This window comes from Terrabacter sp. AAH1 (genome assembly GCF_054456855.1).
In genome coordinates, this window is sequence record NZ_JBTJJV010000004.1 from 34,744 (window position 1) to 50,200 (window position 15,457).

General features: G+C 72.7%; 15 protein-coding genes. 13 read left to right on the plus strand and 2 right to left on the minus strand.

Annotated features, from left to right (window positions below; all coding sequences use genetic code 11):
* The first annotated feature begins 132 nt into the window (after nucleotides 1–132).
* The 11 genes from alaS (at nucleotide 133) to ACXR8F_RS08200 (ending at nucleotide 10,916) form a co-directional block, all read left to right on the plus strand.
* A complete protein-coding gene (gene alaS, locus ACXR8F_RS08150; RefSeq protein WP_458799625.1) occupies nucleotides 133–2,805 on the plus strand; it encodes an alanine--tRNA ligase in 2,673 nt (890 codons plus the stop codon).
* Nucleotides 2,802–3,332, plus strand: coding sequence for a Holliday junction resolvase RuvX (gene ruvX / locus ACXR8F_RS08155; RefSeq protein WP_045192247.1), 531 nt, complete (start codon nucleotides 2,802–2,804; stop codon nucleotides 3,330–3,332). Before alaS ends, ruvX begins: the two co-directional genes overlap by 4 nt.
* On the plus strand, nucleotides 3,329–4,582 hold the full coding sequence (mltG, locus tag ACXR8F_RS08160) for an endolytic transglycosylase MltG (RefSeq protein WP_045192248.1): 1,254 nt from the start codon (nucleotides 3,329–3,331) through the stop codon (nucleotides 4,580–4,582). The genes ruvX and mltG overlap by 4 nt, the downstream gene beginning before the upstream one ends.
* Nucleotides 4,576–5,484 (plus strand): shikimate dehydrogenase, encoded by a 909-nt coding sequence (locus ACXR8F_RS08165; protein WP_458799628.1) that lies wholly within the window; start codon nucleotides 4,576–4,578, stop codon nucleotides 5,482–5,484. The genes mltG and ACXR8F_RS08165 overlap by 7 nt, the downstream gene beginning before the upstream one ends.
* 8 nt (nucleotides 5,485–5,492) lie before the next feature.
* On the plus strand, nucleotides 5,493–6,194 hold the full coding sequence (locus tag ACXR8F_RS08170) for a prepilin peptidase (RefSeq protein ID WP_458799630.1): 702 nt from the start codon (nucleotides 5,493–5,495) through the stop codon (nucleotides 6,192–6,194).
* Nucleotides 6,195–6,290: 96 nt separating this feature from the next.
* Nucleotides 6,291–7,511, plus strand: coding sequence for a chorismate synthase (gene aroC, locus ACXR8F_RS08175; RefSeq protein ID WP_458799632.1), 1,221 nt, complete (start codon nucleotides 6,291–6,293; stop codon nucleotides 7,509–7,511).
* Nucleotides 7,505–8,044, plus strand: coding sequence for a shikimate kinase (locus ACXR8F_RS08180; RefSeq protein ID WP_458799634.1), 540 nt, complete (start codon nucleotides 7,505–7,507; stop codon nucleotides 8,042–8,044). The genes aroC and ACXR8F_RS08180 overlap by 7 nt, the downstream gene beginning before the upstream one ends.
* Nucleotides 8,041–9,168 carry a 3-dehydroquinate synthase gene (gene aroB, locus ACXR8F_RS08185; protein WP_458799635.1) on the plus strand — a complete coding sequence of 376 codons (1,128 nt, stop codon included), beginning with the start codon at nucleotides 8,041–8,043 and terminating at the stop codon, nucleotides 9,166–9,168. The genes ACXR8F_RS08180 and aroB overlap by 4 nt, the downstream gene beginning before the upstream one ends.
* A 10-nt stretch (nucleotides 9,169–9,178) precedes the next feature.
* Nucleotides 9,179–9,616, plus strand: a complete 438-nt coding sequence (aroQ, locus tag ACXR8F_RS08190; protein WP_045192253.1) for a type II 3-dehydroquinate dehydratase — start codon at nucleotides 9,179–9,181, stop codon at nucleotides 9,614–9,616.
* A 104-nt stretch (nucleotides 9,617–9,720) separates the two neighbouring features.
* Nucleotides 9,721–10,584, plus strand: coding sequence for an intradiol ring-cleavage dioxygenase (locus ACXR8F_RS08195; RefSeq protein WP_458799638.1), 864 nt, complete (start codon nucleotides 9,721–9,723; stop codon nucleotides 10,582–10,584).
* 38 nt (nucleotides 10,585–10,622) lie between these two features.
* Complete coding sequence (locus tag ACXR8F_RS08200) at nucleotides 10,623–10,916, plus strand: hypothetical protein (RefSeq protein ID WP_458799640.1); 294 nt, start codon at nucleotides 10,623–10,625, stop codon at nucleotides 10,914–10,916.
* 3 nt (nucleotides 10,917–10,919) lie between these two features.
* On the opposite strand, the gene ACXR8F_RS08205 is transcribed toward ACXR8F_RS08200, so the two are convergent.
* The gene (locus ACXR8F_RS08205; RefSeq protein WP_458799642.1) at nucleotides 10,920–12,968 is read right to left on the minus strand and encodes a HelD family protein; all 2,049 of its coding nucleotides are present in this window, start codon (nucleotides 12,966–12,968) and stop codon (nucleotides 10,920–10,922) included.
* A gap of 203 nt (nucleotides 12,969–13,171) precedes the next feature.
* Between ACXR8F_RS08205 and efp the strand changes: the two genes are divergently transcribed.
* Together efp and nusB are read left to right on the plus strand one after the other, a co-directional pair.
* Nucleotides 13,172–13,735 carry an elongation factor P gene (gene efp / locus ACXR8F_RS08210; protein ID WP_045192257.1) on the plus strand — a complete coding sequence of 188 codons (564 nt, stop codon included), beginning with the start codon at nucleotides 13,172–13,174 and terminating at the stop codon, nucleotides 13,733–13,735.
* Nucleotides 13,736–13,751: 16 nt separating this feature from the next.
* Nucleotides 13,752–14,165 carry a transcription antitermination factor NusB gene (gene nusB / locus ACXR8F_RS08215; RefSeq protein WP_458799644.1) on the plus strand — a complete coding sequence of 138 codons (414 nt, stop codon included), beginning with the start codon at nucleotides 13,752–13,754 and terminating at the stop codon, nucleotides 14,163–14,165.
* 82 nt (nucleotides 14,166–14,247) lie between these two features.
* Here the strand turns inward: nusB and ACXR8F_RS08220 are convergent, their stop codons facing one another.
* Nucleotides 14,248–15,357 (minus strand): DNA glycosylase AlkZ-like family protein, encoded by a 1,110-nt coding sequence (locus ACXR8F_RS08220; RefSeq protein ID WP_458799646.1) that lies wholly within the window; start codon nucleotides 15,355–15,357, stop codon nucleotides 14,248–14,250.
* Nucleotides 15,358–15,457 lie beyond the last annotated feature (100 nt).

Here is a 15,457-nt window from a genome sequence, read left to right on the forward strand (position 1 = left end):
CGAGCCCCCCGGGGGTCAGCCGCGGCCCAGTGAGGCGCAGGGCTGACCCCGCCCCGCCTGCCCGTCCACCCGTGATCCACGGGAGACGGGCCTCCCGAAGACCACACCCGTCGACCCCCGCAAGGACGCATCATGGAAACCGCTGAGATCCGCCGCCGCTGGCTCTCCTACTTCGAGAACAACGGCCACACCGTCGTCCCGAGCGCTCCGCTCGTGCACGAGGACCCGAACCTGCTGTTCGTCAACGCCGGCATGGTCCCGTTCAAGCCGTACTTCCTCGGCCAGGAGACCCCGCCGTTCGACCGCGCCACGAGCGTGCAGAAGTGCGTGCGCACCCTCGACATCGAGGAGGTCGGCAAGACGACCCGCCACGGCACGTTCTTCCAGATGAACGGCAACTTCAGCTTCGGGGACTACTTCAAGGAAGGCGCCATCGGGCTCGCGTGGGAGCTCATCACGCGCAGCCAGTCCGAGGGCGGCCTCGGCTTCGACGAGAAGGACCTCTACGCGTCCGTCTACCACGAGGACGACGAGGCCATCGCGCTGTGGAAGAAGGTCGCGGGGCTCTCCGACGACCGCATCGTGCGCCTCGGGCGCAAGGACAACTACTGGAACATGGGCGTGGCCGGCCCCGGTGGCCCCTGTTCCGAGATCCTCCTCGACCGCGGCCCCGAGTTCGGCGCCGACGGGGACTGGGAGGCGGGCGACCGCTACCTCGAGTTCTGGAACCTCGTCTTCATGCAGTACGAGCTCGAGAACGTCAGGTCCAAGGAGGACTTCGACATCGCGGGCGACCTGCCCAAGCGCAACATCGACACCGGCATGGGCCTCGAGCGCGTCGCGTTCCTGCTCCAGGGCGTCGACAACATCTACGAGACCGACGAGGTCTTCCCCGTCATCGCGGCCGCCGAGGACCTCAGCGGTCGCCGCTACGGCGCCGACCACGACGACGACGTGCGCTTCCGGGTCGTGGCCGACCACGTGCGCAGCTCGCTCATGCTCATCGGTGACGGCGTGACGCCGGGCAACGAGGGTCGCGGCTACGTGCTGCGCCGACTGCTGCGTCGCGCGGTCCGCTCGATGCGCCTGCTCGGCGTCGACGCGCCCACCCTCGAGCAGCTGCTGCCGGTGAGCATGGAGCGGATGAAGGCGTCCTACCCCGAGCTCGAGACCGACTTCGCGCGCATCAGCCAGGTCGCGTACGCCGAGGAGGACGCGTTCCGTCGCACGCTGAGCTCGGGCACGACGATCCTCGACACGGCGGTGGCGAGGGCCAAGTCGTCGGGCTCGACCGTGCTCGGCGGCTCCGAGGCGTTCGCGCTGCACGACACCTACGGCTTCCCGATCGACCTCACGCTCGAGATGGCGGCGGAGCAGGGCCTTCAGGTCGACGAGGCGGGCTTCCGGCGGCTCATGGGCGAGCAGCGCGACCGCGCGAAGGCGGACGCCCGGGCGAAGAAGTCGGCGCACGGTGACACGAGCGTCTACCGCCGCCTCTCCGACGAGCTCGGTCGCCAGGTCGAGTTCACCGGCTACGACCAGACGCTCACCGACACCCGGGTGCGCGGCCTGATCCGCGACGGCGAGCTCGTCGACCGGGTCGGTCAGGGCGACGACGTCGAGATCGTCCTGGACCGCACCCCGCTCTACGCCGAGTCCGGTGGCCAGCAGGCCGACCACGGCCGCATCCGCCTCGCGAACGGCGCGCTCATCGAGGTGACGGACGTCCAGCGGCCGATCACGGGTCTCGTCGTGCACCGGGCGAAGGTGATCGAGGGCGAGGTGGGCGTCGGCGAGGACGCCGAGGCCGAGGTCGACGTGTTCCGTCGCCGGTCCATCTCCCGTGCCCACACGGCGACCCACATGGTGCACCAGGCGCTGCGCGACGAGCTCGGCGACACCGCGACCCAGGCGGGTTCGGAGAACTCGCCCGGCCGGCTCCGCTTCGACTTCAAGTCGCTGCAGGCGGTGCCTGCCGCGGCGATGGGTGAGATCGAGGCGCGCATCAACGCGGTGCTGCTCGACGACCTTCCCGTGACCGCCGACATCATGGACCTCGACGCGGCCAAGAAGCTCGGCGCGATGGCGCTGTTCGGCGAGAAGTACGGCGAGCGCGTGCGCGTCGTCTCCATCGGCGAGTGGTCGCGTGAGCTCTGTGTCGGCACGCACACGCCGCGTGTCGGTCAGATCGGCGTCGTCAAGCTGCTCGGCGAGAGCTCCATCGGCTCGGGTGTGCGGCGTGTCGAGGCGCTCGTCGGCGCCGACGCGTACTCCCACCTGGCGCGTGAGGCCACGATCGTCAGCCAGCTCACCGACACCCTCGGCGTGCGGCGCGACGAGCTCGCCGACCGCGTCGCCACGATCATCGGTCGCCTGCGCGACGCCGAGAAGGAGATCGCGGCCGTGCGCCAGAGCCAGGTGCTCGGTGCGGCGAGCGGGCTCGTCGCCTCGGCGCGCGAGATCGGCGGTGTCACCTTCGTGAGCCACGACGCCGGTGTCGGCGTGACGGGCGACGACCTGCGCAAGCTCGTCACCGACGTACGCGGACGGCTCGGCAACGACCGCCCCGCGCTCGTGTCGATGGCCGCCGTCAACAACGACCGTCCGGTCGTCATCGTCGCGACGAACGAGCGCGCCCGCGAGGCGGGGCTCAAGGCCGGGGCCTTCGTGAAGGTCGCCGCGCAGACGCTCGGCGGCGGCGGTGGCGGCAAGGACGACCTCGCCCAGGGCGGCGGCACCGACGCCGCGATGGTGTCGGCGGCCCTCGGTGCGGTCGAGGACCAGCTGCGGCAGCGGGGCGCGTGACCTCGCCCGGCGCCCATCCACCGCACGGCGGCCGACCCCGGCACGGCGTGCGCATCGGCGTCGACGTGGGCAATGCCCGCGTCGGTGTCGCGGCCAGCGACCCGTCGGGGATGTTCGCGCACCCGGTGCGCACCCTGCCCCGTGACGCCGAGGGCAACAGCGACGTCGACGCCCTCGTGGCGCTCGTCGCCGAGCTCGAGGCCATCGAGGTCGTCGTGGGGCTTCCCCGGCTCCTGTCGGGAGAGGAGGGCGAGGCCGCGCGGATCGCCCGGGCCTACGCGGCCGATCTGGCCTCTCGACTCGGTAGCGTGGGTGTGCGTATGGTCGATGAACGCTTGACGACCGTCGACGCGCACCGCAGACTTCGCGACAGCGGTGTCCCGGGCCGCGGGCAGCGTGCCGTCGTCGACCAGGCAGCAGCCGTGCTCATCCTCCAGTCCGCGCTGGACACCGAGGCACGATCAGGAAGACCAGCAGGGGAGACCGTCTCGCCAGGGGGCAAACGGAAGAAGGAACGCCGCCGATGAAGGACCATCTCGAGACCTCCATCTTCGGCGACCACGAGGAGCACCTCGACCACGCTGGCTACCCGACGCACGGCGAGCACTTCGACGAGCCGCACACCGCACCCGCCCCGATGAGCCGGCGCGAGATGCGCGAGGCGCAGGAGGCGGCGCGCAAGGGCGGCCGACGCAAGCGCGCCGCGGGCTCGACCCCCGGCAGCGGGCGCGGCAAGCCGTCCGTCTTCCGGCGTCTGCTCGTCATCGTGCTGGCCCTGGCCGTGATCGGCGGCGGCGTGGCCGTCGCCTACAAGGCGCTCCGCCCGGTCGTTGAGGGCTTCCTCGAGTCCAACGACTACCCCGGCCCGGGCAGCGGCGAGGTCAACGTCACCGTCGACGAGGGCGCCAGGGGCAGCGCGATCGCGAAGGCGCTGGTCGACCAGGACGTCGTCAAGTCGAGCAAGGCCTTCATCGAGGCCGCCAACGAGAACCCCAAGAGCGCGGGCATCCAGCCGGGCATCTACACGCTGAAGAAGCAGATGAAGGCGTCGGACGCCCTCGCCGTCCTCGTCGACCCGAAGAACCGGCTCATCACGCGGGTCGTGATCCCCGAGGGCCTCAGGGCCGACGAGATCTACGCCCGCCTGTCCAAGACCTCCGGCATCCCGGTCGCCGAGTACTCCGCCGCCGCCAAGAAGGTCGACGAGCTGGGGCTGCCGCCGTCGGCGCGCGGCAACATCGAGGGCTACCTGTTCCCGGCCAGCTACGAGTTCCCGCCCTCCACGTCGGCGCTCGAGCAGCTCAAGGAGATGGTGGCCGAGTCGACGAAGCGCCTCGAGACGCTCGGCATCACGCCCGCGCAGATGGAGCGCGTCGTCACCGTCGCCAGCCTGGTCGAGGGCGAGGCCCAGACCGACGCCGACCGCGCCAAGGTCGCCCGCGTCGTCGAGAACCGACTCGCCCAGAACATGTCGCTCGGCCTGGACTCGACGGTCAACTACATCTACCGCAAGCGTGGCGTGCCCACCCAGGAGATGCTCGACAACCCCAGCCCCTACAACACCCGTCGCTTCCCCGGCCTACCGCCCGGTCCCATCTCCAACCCCGGTGAGGGCGCGCTCAAGGCGGCCGCCAACCCCGCAGCAGGCCCCTGGCTCTTCTTCGTCACGGTCAACCTCGACACGGGAGAGACGAAGTTCGCGGCGACCTATCCCGAGCACCAGCGCTACGTCGCGGAGTTCCAGAAGTGGTGTGCCGACAACAAGGGCAAGTGCTGAGCGAGGGGTCGGCGCTCCACCGCTGTGCGGTGTGGGGCAGCCCCGTCGTGCACTCGCTGTCGCCTGTCCTGCACCGGGCCGCCTACGCCGCGCTGGGCCTCACCGACTGGGAGTACGCGCGACGTGACGTCGACGAGGCCGCCTTCCCCGACGCGTTCGGCGGCCTCGACGGCTCGTGGCGCGGACTGTCCCTGACGATGCCGCTCAAGGAGGTCGGCCTGCGTGCGGCGCGCACCGTCACGCCGCTGGCCGCCGCGACGGGAGCGGCCAACACCCTCGTTCGCGACGCCGACGACCCGTCGGCGTGGACGGCCCACAACACCGACGTGCACGGCATCCGGACGGCGCTCGAGCTCGCCGGGTGCCCGGCGCCCTCGAGCCTTCTCGTCCTGGGGTCCGGCGCGACGGCGAGGTCGGCGCTGGCCGCGATCACCTCGCCCCCGGCGAGGGTCGTCTTCATGGTGCGCGACCGCGTTCGTCCCGAGACCCTGGCGCAGGCCCGCGCGGCGGGCACGGCGGTCGAGGTGGTGCCCATGGGCCGGTGGGAGGCCGTGCGTGACGTCGACGCTGTCGTGAGCACCGTGCCCCCGTCGTCCGTGACGGGGCTCGAGAGGCTGGACCGGCTCGACCACGCCTCGGCACGAACCCCTCGCGGCCCCGCCGTCCTCGACGTCGTCTACGGCACGGGCCGCACCCCGCTGCAGCGGGCCGCCGCCGAGCTCGGCTGGCCGGTCGCCGAGGGCACCGACATGCTGCTGCACCAGGCCACCGAGCAGGTACGCCTCATGACGGGTCTGCCCGCGCCACTCGCTGCCATGTCGGAGGCGTTGCGCGACGCCCTCGCGCAGCGCGCCACCACCGGCAGGCGCCGGCCCTCCCAGACACCGGACCCGGCTCGGTGAGCCTCCCCGTGACCTGGGTCGACGCACCGGGTGCGCCGGCATGGTTCGTGGTCGTCCTCGCTGTCGCAGGTGGTGCCGTCGGGGAGGTGCTGCGCAGGCGGCTCGCGACCGGTGGCTACCGCCTCGACGACGAGCTCGGGCGCCCGCCCCGGCTCTCGTCCGCTGCCGTCCCGGTCGTTCTCACGCTGCTGTGGGGGCTGGTGGCCTGGCGCTTCGGCCCGCTGGCGCAGTGGGCGCTCGCCCCGGCCTACCTCGGGTTCGCCTTCGTGGCCGTCGCGCTCGCGTGGATCGACGCCGACGTCCACCGCCTGCCACGGGGACTGACCCGGCCGGCATACCCGATGCTCGTCGGGCAGCTCGCGCTGGCGTCGCTCGCCTCGGGCGACTGGGAGGCGCTGCGTCGGGCGGCCGTTGCCGGGGTCGTGCTGTGGGCGATCTACTTCGTGCTCGCCCTCGTCGCCGCCCTGCTCGGCAGCGGCTTCGGCTTCGGTGACGTCACCCTCGCCGGGCTGGTGGGGCTGGCCACCGGCTACGTCAGCGTGTCGACCACGCTCGTGGCGTCGTACGCCGCCTTCCTGCTCGCCGGTCTCTACGGCGTGGTGCGGCTCGTGCTGCGGCGCGGCACCCGGAAGGACGACATCGCGTTCGGGCCGTGGATGCTCGTGGGCCTGCTGGTCGCGCTCGTCGTTCAGGTGCGCCCCTTCCTGTGAGGCACCCGCGGGGACCGGGCGGGCGTCCCGGTCGCGCCCGGTCCCGCGGAGCGGGCGGGTCGGAGCCGCTACGGGCCCGCGTGGGAGGATCGAGACATGTTGCGTTGGTTGACGGCCGGTGAGTCGCACGGGCCCGCACTCGTCGCCATGATCGAGGGCCTCCCTGCAGGGGTCGAGGTCGGCGCGAAGGACCTCCAGGCCGCCCTGTCCCGCCGCCGCCTCGGCTACGGTCGCGGCGCCCGGATGAAGTTCGAGCAGGACGAGGTCGAGTTCCTCGGGGGTCTGCGCCACGGCGTCACGCTCGGATCGCCGATCGCGGTCCGGGTCGGCAACAGCGAGTGGCCGAAGTGGACGACCGTCATGAGCCCCGAGGCGGTCACCGAAGAGGCGTTCGCGGCGTCCGACGACGTCAATGCCGAGAAGGAGATCGCCCGCAACAAGCCGCTCACCCGGCCGCGTCCGGGGCACGCCGACCTCGTCGGCATGCAGAAGTACGGCCATGACGACGCACGGCCCATCCTCGAGCGCGCCTCGGCCCGCGAGACCGCCGCACGCGTCGCCCTCGGTGAGGTCGCAGCCCGGTTCCTCGAGCAGGCCTACGGCATCCGTCTCGTCTCGCACACGGTCTCGATCGGCACGGCCTCGGTGCCCGCCGACGCCGCGCTGCCCACCCCCGACGACGTCGAGCGGCTCGACGCCGACCCCGTCCGCGCGTTCGACCCCGCCGGGTCGGCTGCGATGGTCGCCGAGGTCGACGCCGCGAAGAAGGACGGCGACACCCTCGGCGGCGTCGTCGAGGTGCTCGCCTACGGGCTGCCACCGGGCCTGGGCTCGCACGTGCACTGGGACCGCAAGCTCGACGGGCAGCTCGCGCAGGCGCTCATGAGCATCCAGGCCATCAAGGGCGTCGAGGTCGGCGACGGCTTCGAGACCGCCCGTCGCCGCGGCTCCGAGGCGCACGACGAGATGGAGGTCGTCGACGGCGTCATCACCCGTCGCACGGGCCGCGCCGGAGGCACCGAGGGCGGCATGTCCACCGGTCAGGTGCTGCGCGTCCGGGCCGCCATGAAGCCGATCAGCACCGTGCCGAGGGCGCTCTCGACGGTCGACGTCGCCACCGGTGAGGCAGCGACCGCGATCCACCAGCGTTCCGACGTGTGCGCCGTGCCGGCCGCCGGGGTGGTGGCCGAGGCGATGGTCGCGCTCGTGCTGGCCCAGTCGTGCCTCGAGAAGTTCGGCGGTGACTCGGTCACCGAGACGGCACGCAACCACACGGCATACCTCGACGGCATCCGTGAGGGGCTGCGCACGTGGTGAACGACCCCGCTCCCGGCACCACCCGTCCCGTGGCCGTCGTCGTCGGGCCGCCTGGGGCCGGCAAGACGACCGTCGGCCAGGCTCTCGCGGCCCGGCTCGGCGTCGCGTTCCACGACGTCGACTCCGCGATCGAGGCCGCGCAGGGTCGCTCGATCTCCGACATCTTCGTCGACGACGGCGAGCCCGCCTTCCGCGACCTCGAACGAGCCGAGGTGGCGCGGTCCCTCGTCGAGCAGTCCGGCGTCGTCTCGGTCGGCGGGGGAGCCGTGATGGACCCCCTCACCGAGGAGGCCCTCGCCGGTCACGTCGTCGTCTTCCTCGACGTCGCCATCGCCGACGCGAGCAAGCGCATCGGCTTCGACCGCTCCCGCCCGCTGCTGTCGGTCAACCCTCGCGCGTCGTGGGTGGCCATGATGAACTCCCGGCGGCCCACCTACGAGCGGGTCTCGACCCTGCGCGTCGACACCGCGGGGCGCACCCCCGACGAGGTCGTCGAGACCATCGCCGCCGCGCTCGAGGCGGCCAACGCGTGACCGCCAGGCAGGCGCCAACGACGATCGCCGTCGGCGCCGACTACGACGTCGTCATCGGGTCCGGCGTGCTCGACCGGGTGCCCGAGCTGCTCGGCGCCGACGTCGAGCGCGTCCTCGTCGTGCACCCACCCACGCTGCCCGAGCTGACGTCGCGCGTCACGTCGGCCCTCGAGGCCCGCGGGCTCACCGTCCACGCCGCCGAGGTGCCCGACGCCGAGGCGGCCAAGTCCGCCTCGGTCGTCGCGGACCTCTGGGGCCGGCTGGGCCGAGCGGGCTTCACCCGCACCGACGCCGTCGTCGGTGTCGGCGGCGGCACGGTCACCGACCTCGCCGGCTTCGTCGCCGCGTCCTGGCTGCGCGGCGTGCGCGTCGTGCAGGTGCCGACGACCCTGCTCGGCATGGTCGACGCCGCGGTCGGCGGCAAGACCGGCATCAACACGGCCGAGGGGAAGAACCTCGTCGGCGCCTTCCACCCGCCGGCCGGGGTGCTCTGCGACGTCGACGTGCTCGACACGCTGCCCCGGGCCGACCTCGTCGCGGGTCTCGCCGAGGTCGTCAAGTGCGGCTTCATCGCCGACCCCGTCATCCTCGAGCTCGTCGAGTCGGCCGTCGCCGACGACGCGGACCGCGCGCGCAGCGCCGCCAACCCGCACCTGCGGGAGCTCGTCGAGCGGGCCGTCCGCGTCAAGGCCGAGGTCGTCGCCGCCGATCTCAAGGAGAGCTCGCTGCGCGAGATCCTCAACTACGGCCACACCTTCGGCCACGCGATCGAGCAGGTCGAGCAGTACACCTGGCGCCACGGCGAGGCGATCAGCGTCGGCATGGTCTACGTCGCCGAGCTCGCCCGCCTCGCCGGCCACCTCAGCGGCCCCGACGGCGACGCACTGGTCGCGCGGCACCGGGCGGTCCTCGAGTCGCTCGGGCTGCCCACGACGTATGCGGCCGGGCGCTGGGACGACCTCTTCGCAGCCATGCGCCGCGACAAGAAGTCGCGCGGGTCGACGCTGCGCTTCGTCGTCCTCGACGGGCTGGCCGAGCCCACCCGCCTGGTGGGCCCCGACGACGTGCTGCTCCAGGCGGCATACGGCCTCGTGTCGCGGCCCCACCAGGGCTCCGCTCACTAGACTGCCGGCCATGACGGCACCCACGGTCTTCGTCCTGTCGGGCCCCAACCTGAACCGTCTGGGCACGCGCGAGCCCGAGGTCTACGGCTCCGACACGCTCGACGACGTGCACGCCGCCGTCCAGCGCGAGGCCCGTGACCTGGGCCTCGTCGCCGACTGCCGGCAGACCAACCACGAGGGCGAGCTCATCGACTGGCTGCACGAGGCCGTCGACGCCGGCGCCGACGTCGTGCTCAACCCGGGCGCCTTCACGCACTACTCGTATGCCGTGCGCGACGCCTGCGCGATCGTCACCACGAGCGGGCGCAGCCTCGTCGAGGTGCACCTGTCCAACCCCGCCACCCGCGAGGAGTTCCGCCACACGTCCGTCGTGGCGGGCGTCGCCACCGGCACGGTCGCCGGGTTCGGCCTGCAGTCCTACCTGCTGGCCCTGCGCGCCCTCGTCTGAAGCGGCACAGCAGACCGACAGCCGTCGCACGGGAGGGCCACTGGCCCCCGGCCGACCATGGTGCGAGGAGGGGCTCGTCCGGCCCCGTGACGGAAGGCACGCCGATGACCCCCATGACGCCCGGACCCGAATGGGTCGACGAGCACGGCAACGAGATCGAGGACCACGACCGTGGCCTCGTGTTCGACCTCCGGACCCTCGTGGACCGGCGACGGGCGTTGACCCTGCTCGGGGGGCTCGGCGTCGCAGGTGCGCTCGCCGCGTGCAGCACGTCGTCGCCGACGACCGCCGGGTCGGCAGCGGCATCGGGCTCGGCCTCCTCGACCGCCGGCAGCGGCGCGGCGCTGGTCGAGGCTCCCGACGAGACGGCGGGACCGTTCCCGGGCGACGGCTCCAACGGCCAGAACGTGCTCGACGACTCGGGCATCGTGCGCCAGGACATCCGCAGCAGCATCGGCTCCTCGACCACGACGGCCGAGGGCGTCCCTCTCACCATCAAGCTGACGGTGAAGGACCTCTCGACGAGCTCGGCCCTCGTCGGGGCCGCCGTCTACGCCTGGCACTGCGACCGTGACGGGCTCTACTCGATGTACAGCCAGGGCGCCGAGGACGAGAACTACCTCCGCGGCGTGCAGGCCACCGACGAGTCCGGCACCGCGACGTTCACCTCGATCTACCCGGGCTGCTACGCCGGCCGTTGGCCGCACGTGCACTTCGAGGTCTACTCGAAGGTCGAGTACGCCACCTCCAGCGGACCCATCGTCAAGACGTCGCAGATCGCGCTGCCGCAGGCCGCCTGCGAGGCGGTCTACGCGACGAGCGGCTACGAGCAGAGCGTCGGCAACCTCTCGCGGGTGAGCCTGCAGAGCGACAACGTCTTCGGCGACGACGGGGGAGCGCACCAGGTCGCGACCATGTCGGGCAGCGCCTCGACCGGCTACACCGCCGCCCTCACCATCGGGGTGTGAACGCGGGCTCGCAGCCACCGCCGTGAGAGCCTGCCGGCATGGGCGAAGACGAGGAGCTCGTCGTCAGCGCGATGGCGATCAACGTGACGATCCCGGAGCCGCTGCGGTGGACGGACTCGCGGCGCGGGCAGACCTTCCGGCTCGACACCCTGAACGTCCGGATGCTCCCGAACGGACACCTGGCGGTCAAGGCGTACGGGCGTCCCGTCGAGGGTGGGCGAGGGGCCTACACGTCCTTCACCGTGCCGGACAGGCCGGAGCTGGTCGCGCTCGTCGAGGCGGCTGCCGACCGGGCCGGCGCGCTGTGGGCGGCCCACCGGGGTCTCGGCTAGCGGTCAGTCGGTCGTGAGGGCCGTGGGCAGCGGCTCGGCGTGCACGATCGTCAGCTCGGACACCGCCCGGGTCAGCACGACGTAGAGGCGGCGCAGGCCGGTGCGCTCGTCGGGCTCGGCGGCCGCGATGGCGCTCGGCTCCACGACGACGGTCCGGTCGAACTCGAGACCCTTGGCGACGCTCGCCGGCACGACCTCGACCTGGCGGTCCTCGTCGTCGCCGTGGTCGACGTCGAGGCGCCCGTGCGGCACCGACGCCGCCGTCAGGGCTGCCGACACGGCCTCGACGGAGGCATCCGCGACGATGACACCCACCGAGCCCGGTGCGGCGGCCGCCGTCTCGACGGCGCGCACCATCTCGGTGTGCAGCTCGTCGGCGGCGGCCCGCCGCAGCTCGAGCCGGCCGGGGTTCTCGCGCACCGACACCGGGGCGCCCAGCCCCGGCGCCATGTGCGGCAGCAGGCGAGCCGCGTACTCGATGACGACGGCGGGCACGCGGAAGCCGCGGTCGAGCACGACGAGGTCGTGGTCTGCCTTGCCGAGGTGGCGCATCGCGTCGTCCCACGAGCCGGTCGCCCACGGCGTCGTGCCCTGGGCGATGTCGCCGAGCACGGTGACCGAGCCGGTCGAGGCTCGCCGACCGACCGCACGCAGCTGCATCGGCGAGAGGTCCTGCGCCTCGTCGAGGACGACGTGCCCGAGGCTCGGCACCCGGCGCAGCACGTCGTCGACCTCGTCGAGCAGCGCCATGTCGGCCCGCGACCACTTCGCGGACCCCTTGGTGCGAGCAGGCTTGTGCCACAACAGCATCGCCTGCTCGTCGGCGGTGAGGTCGTCACCCGCGGCCTCGCGCAGCGCCTCGGCGTCGGAGAGCAGCCGGTGCAGCACGCCCTGCGGGTCGAGGGCGGGCCACACGGCTGCGACGTACTTCTTGACCGCCGGCGACTTGGCGACAGCGTCCTGGACGCGGTCGTCGGGCGCCTCGCCCGACCGCTCCATCTCGAGGAGCACGTGGTGAGCGAGCCGCTGGGGGAGCAGGTCACGAGCGGCCGAGTAGCGCACGCCGCGGGCTGCGAGCTCGTCGAGGATCTCCTTCACCTCGTATGCCGGCACGCGCCACTTGCGCACCCCGCGCGGCACCACGAGCGGCTCCGACGGTCGGGCCACGTGCGACCAGACGGCGCGGTGCAGCACCGCCGCGAGACGCGCGTCGCCCTTGAGGGTCGCCACGTCGGCGGGCTCCGCGGCGCGCACCCGGCCGTGCTCGAGCAGCGTCTCGATCGTGGCGTGGCCGACCCGCACCTCGCCCAGGGAGGGCAGCACCGCGCCGATGTGGTCGAGGAAGGCCCGGTTCGGGCCGACGACGAGCACGCCCGACCGGTCGAGGCGCTCGCGGAACGAGTAGAGCAGCCAGGCCGCACGGTGCAGCCCGACCGCGGTCTTGCCGGTGCCCGGTGCGCCCTGCACGCAGACGCTCACCGCGACGTCGCTGCGGACGATCTCGTCCTGCTCGGGCTGGATCGTCGAGACGATGTCGCGCATCGGGCCCGTGCGCGGGCGCTCGATCTCAGCGGCGAGCAGCGATCCCGTCGCCGAGTCCTGCTGCCCGGGCTCGCGGAGGCGCTCGTCCTCGAAGGCCGTGAGCCGCCCGCGGTCGACGCCGAACCGGCGACGCAGCACGACGTCCATCGGGTCGAGGGCCGACGCCCGGTAGAACGCGGTCGAGATCGGGGCGCGCCAGTCGACGACCACCGCGTCGCCGGCCTCGTCCGAGACGTGGCGGCGGCCGATGTGGAACTGCTCCGCCGGGGCGTCGGCCGGGTCGACGTCGATGCGGCCGAAGAAGAGGGTCGTGCGGGGGTCGTCCTGGAGCGACGCGATGCGCCGTGCCAGCACGCGGCCGAGCACCTCGCCCGAGATGGCGTCGCTCGCCTTCGACGCGTCGAGGGACTCCGCCAGCCGGCGCATCCTCGCCAGCTGCTCGCGCGCGTCGTCGAGGTAGGCCTGCTCACGGGCGAGCTCGCCGGTCAGGTCGGTGTCGGGGGCGAGCACGCGTCGAACCTCTCTGCGTCAGGGGAGGGGGGAGCGGGCCAGCGTACACCGGTGCCGGCGGGCGTCGGCCGGCGCGATTCCGCGATCAGGCGGCCCCGCGGCTAGACTCGTGCGGCAACTCCCCAAGTCAAGAACGCCCGGGGCTGCGGCGTGCCCATCGGCGCGCGCCGAGCCGGCCGGCATACGAAGGTGGACACACAACGATGGCTACGACCAACGACCTGAAGAACGGCATGGTGCTCAACATCGAGGGACAGCTCTGGTCCGTCGTCGAGTTCCAGCACGTGAAGCCCGGCAAGGGCCCGGCCTTCGTGCGCACCAAGCTCAAGGCCGTCCTTTCCGGCAAGGTCGTCGACAAGACGTTCAACGCCGGCACCAAGGTCGAGACGAGCAACGTCGACAAGCGCACGATGCAGTACCTCTACAAGGACGGCACCGACTTCGTGTTCATGGACACCGACACCTACGACCAACTCCACGTGTCGGAGACCGTCGTGGGCGACGCCGCCAACTACCTCCTCGAGAACCAGAACGCCATCGTGGCCACCAACGAGGGCCTGCCCCTCTACGTCGAGCTGCCCGCGTCGGTCGTCCTCGAGATCACCCACACCGAGCCGGGCCTGCAGGGCGACCGCTCGACCGGCGGCACCAAGCCGGCCACGCTCGAGACCGGCGCCCAGATCAACGTGCCGCTGTTCCTCGAGTCCGGCACGAAGGTCAAGGTGGACACCCGCGACGGGTCCTACCTCGGCCGCGTCAACGACTGAGCGGACTCGAACTCCCTTGGCAGCACGCAGCAAGGCCCGCACGCGGGCCCTCGACATCCTCTTCGAGGCGGACCAGCGCGGGATGAACGCCGAGGCGCTCCTCGACGAGCGCCTGCGCGACCGTGAGTCGCGGGCGGCCAACAACCCCTACACGGCCGACCTCGTCCGCGGCGTCGTGAGCCGGTGGAACGACATCAACGGCGCCCTCACCGACTACAGCCAGGGCTGGACCCTCGACCGCATGCCTGCGGTCGACCGGGCCATCCTGCGGCTCGGCGCGTGGGAGGTGCTCTGGAACGACGAGATCCCCGACGCGGTCGCGATCTCCGAGGCAGTGGCGCTCGCGACCGAGCTGTCGACCGACGAGTCCCCGGCGTTCGTCAACGGCCTCCTCGCCCGGCTCGCCGAGGTCAAGGCGACCATCGTCTGACCGGTCCGGGCACCGCCCGCGCCGTGCCGAAGGGCACCCACCGATCCCGGCGGGTGCCCTTCGGCGTCGGGGCACGTCAGCGTCAGGTGTCGAGCACCGCGGAGAGGGGACGGCCCAGCAGGACCGCCAGTCGGTCGACCTCCGCCTCCAGGGCGCTGATGGGGGCCCGCCCGTCGTCGATCGACCACGCGACGTGCACCTCGTCCCGGCGCACGGTCCACGTCCCGCCGACGACACCGCCCACCACGACGACGTCGGCGCCGTTCGTGACCTGGGTGCGCAGCGCGGGAGGCACGATGCTGTCGTCCTTCGTGCCGGGCCCCATGACCCACGGGTCGTGGCCCGGCAGCAGCCGCACGGCATCCGTCGGCTCCGTGGCGCGAAGGGCGTCGAGGTCCTCGGCGAGGACGTATGCCGTGCGGCCGGCGACGTCGACGGCCTCGAGGCGCTCGCGCAGGCCTTCCCACCAGCGGTCGATGCGGCGGCGGCCGGCGCTCAGGCCGGCGCCGAGCCAGTAGTGCACGTGCTCGGGCGTCGCCGGACCGTACGCGCGCAGGTAGGCGCTGACGGCATACGGGCCCGCCTCCTCGAGCTCCCAGACCCCGGCCCAGCGCGGGTTGTCGTCGAGGCGCTGGAACGTCGCCCGACCGTCGCGCGGTGGCCCGAAGCCCATGTCGCCCTGCCACGTGAGCGGCTTGACGAGCGTGCCGGCGCCGTCGGCGAAGACGCTGCGCAGGTGCCGGTATGCCGGCCGGCGGGTCACGGCGGCGCCCATCTCGGCGAGGGTCAGCGGGCCGCCCGCCAGCGCCTCGCGCACGGTCGTGCGGAAGGCGGGCCAGTCCTGGGGGCGCAGGCAGTAGTGGTCCTGCCAGCTCTTGAGCTCCCACTGCCGACCGGCCGCGCGGAGGGCGAGGTACGCGCCGCCGTCCTCGGGGGACAGGTAGTGGGCGCCGCCGCGGAACGCGAACGCGTTGACCAGGTGCCCGTCGGCGAGCGCCCTGGCGACCTCTCCGGGGCGCGGGCGCGCGCGACGCAGGCCGACCGTGAGCTCTGCGAGCCGCTGCTGCTTGGCGGGAACCGCCCCGAGGCGCTGCACGACCTCGACGACGGGCTCGTGCCCCACCGGCGCGACCAGCTGTCGCTCCAGCCGCCAGGCCAGCGCCTGCTCCCACGTGGTCGCCACCGTCGACATGGTCGGAGGCTAACCGCCGACCAGGACGATCTGCGGCCGGGACGTCGACGTGCCGAGGACTGGACCGATTCGGGGCCACGCCGGTGTGGCCGCTAGACTC

Bases quoted from the DNA above. Each gene is read 5' to 3' on its own strand.
- aroC (WP_458799632.1), top strand. From the start codon at position 6,291: ATGTTGCGTTGGTTGACGGCCGGTGAGTCGCACGGGCCCGCACTCGTC.
- aroQ (WP_045192253.1), top strand. From the start codon at position 9,179: ATGACGGCACCCACGGTCTTCGTCCTGTCGGGCCCCAACCTGAACCGT.
- ACXR8F_RS08200 (WP_458799640.1), top strand. From the start codon at position 10,623: ATGGGCGAAGACGAGGAGCTCGTCGTCAGCGCGATGGCGATCAACGTG.
- efp (WP_045192257.1), top strand. From the start codon at position 13,172: ATGGCTACGACCAACGACCTGAAGAACGGCATGGTGCTCAACATCGAG.
- ACXR8F_RS08220 (WP_458799646.1), bottom strand. From the start codon at position 15,357: ATGTCGACGGTGGCGACCACGTGGGAGCAGGCGCTGGCCTGGCGGCTG.
- ACXR8F_RS08195 (WP_458799638.1), top strand. From the start codon at position 9,721: ATGACCCCCATGACGCCCGGACCCGAATGGGTCGACGAGCACGGCAAC.
- mltG (WP_045192248.1), top strand. From the start codon at position 3,329: ATGAAGGACCATCTCGAGACCTCCATCTTCGGCGACCACGAGGAGCAC.
- alaS (WP_458799625.1), top strand. From the start codon at position 133: ATGGAAACCGCTGAGATCCGCCGCCGCTGGCTCTCCTACTTCGAGAAC.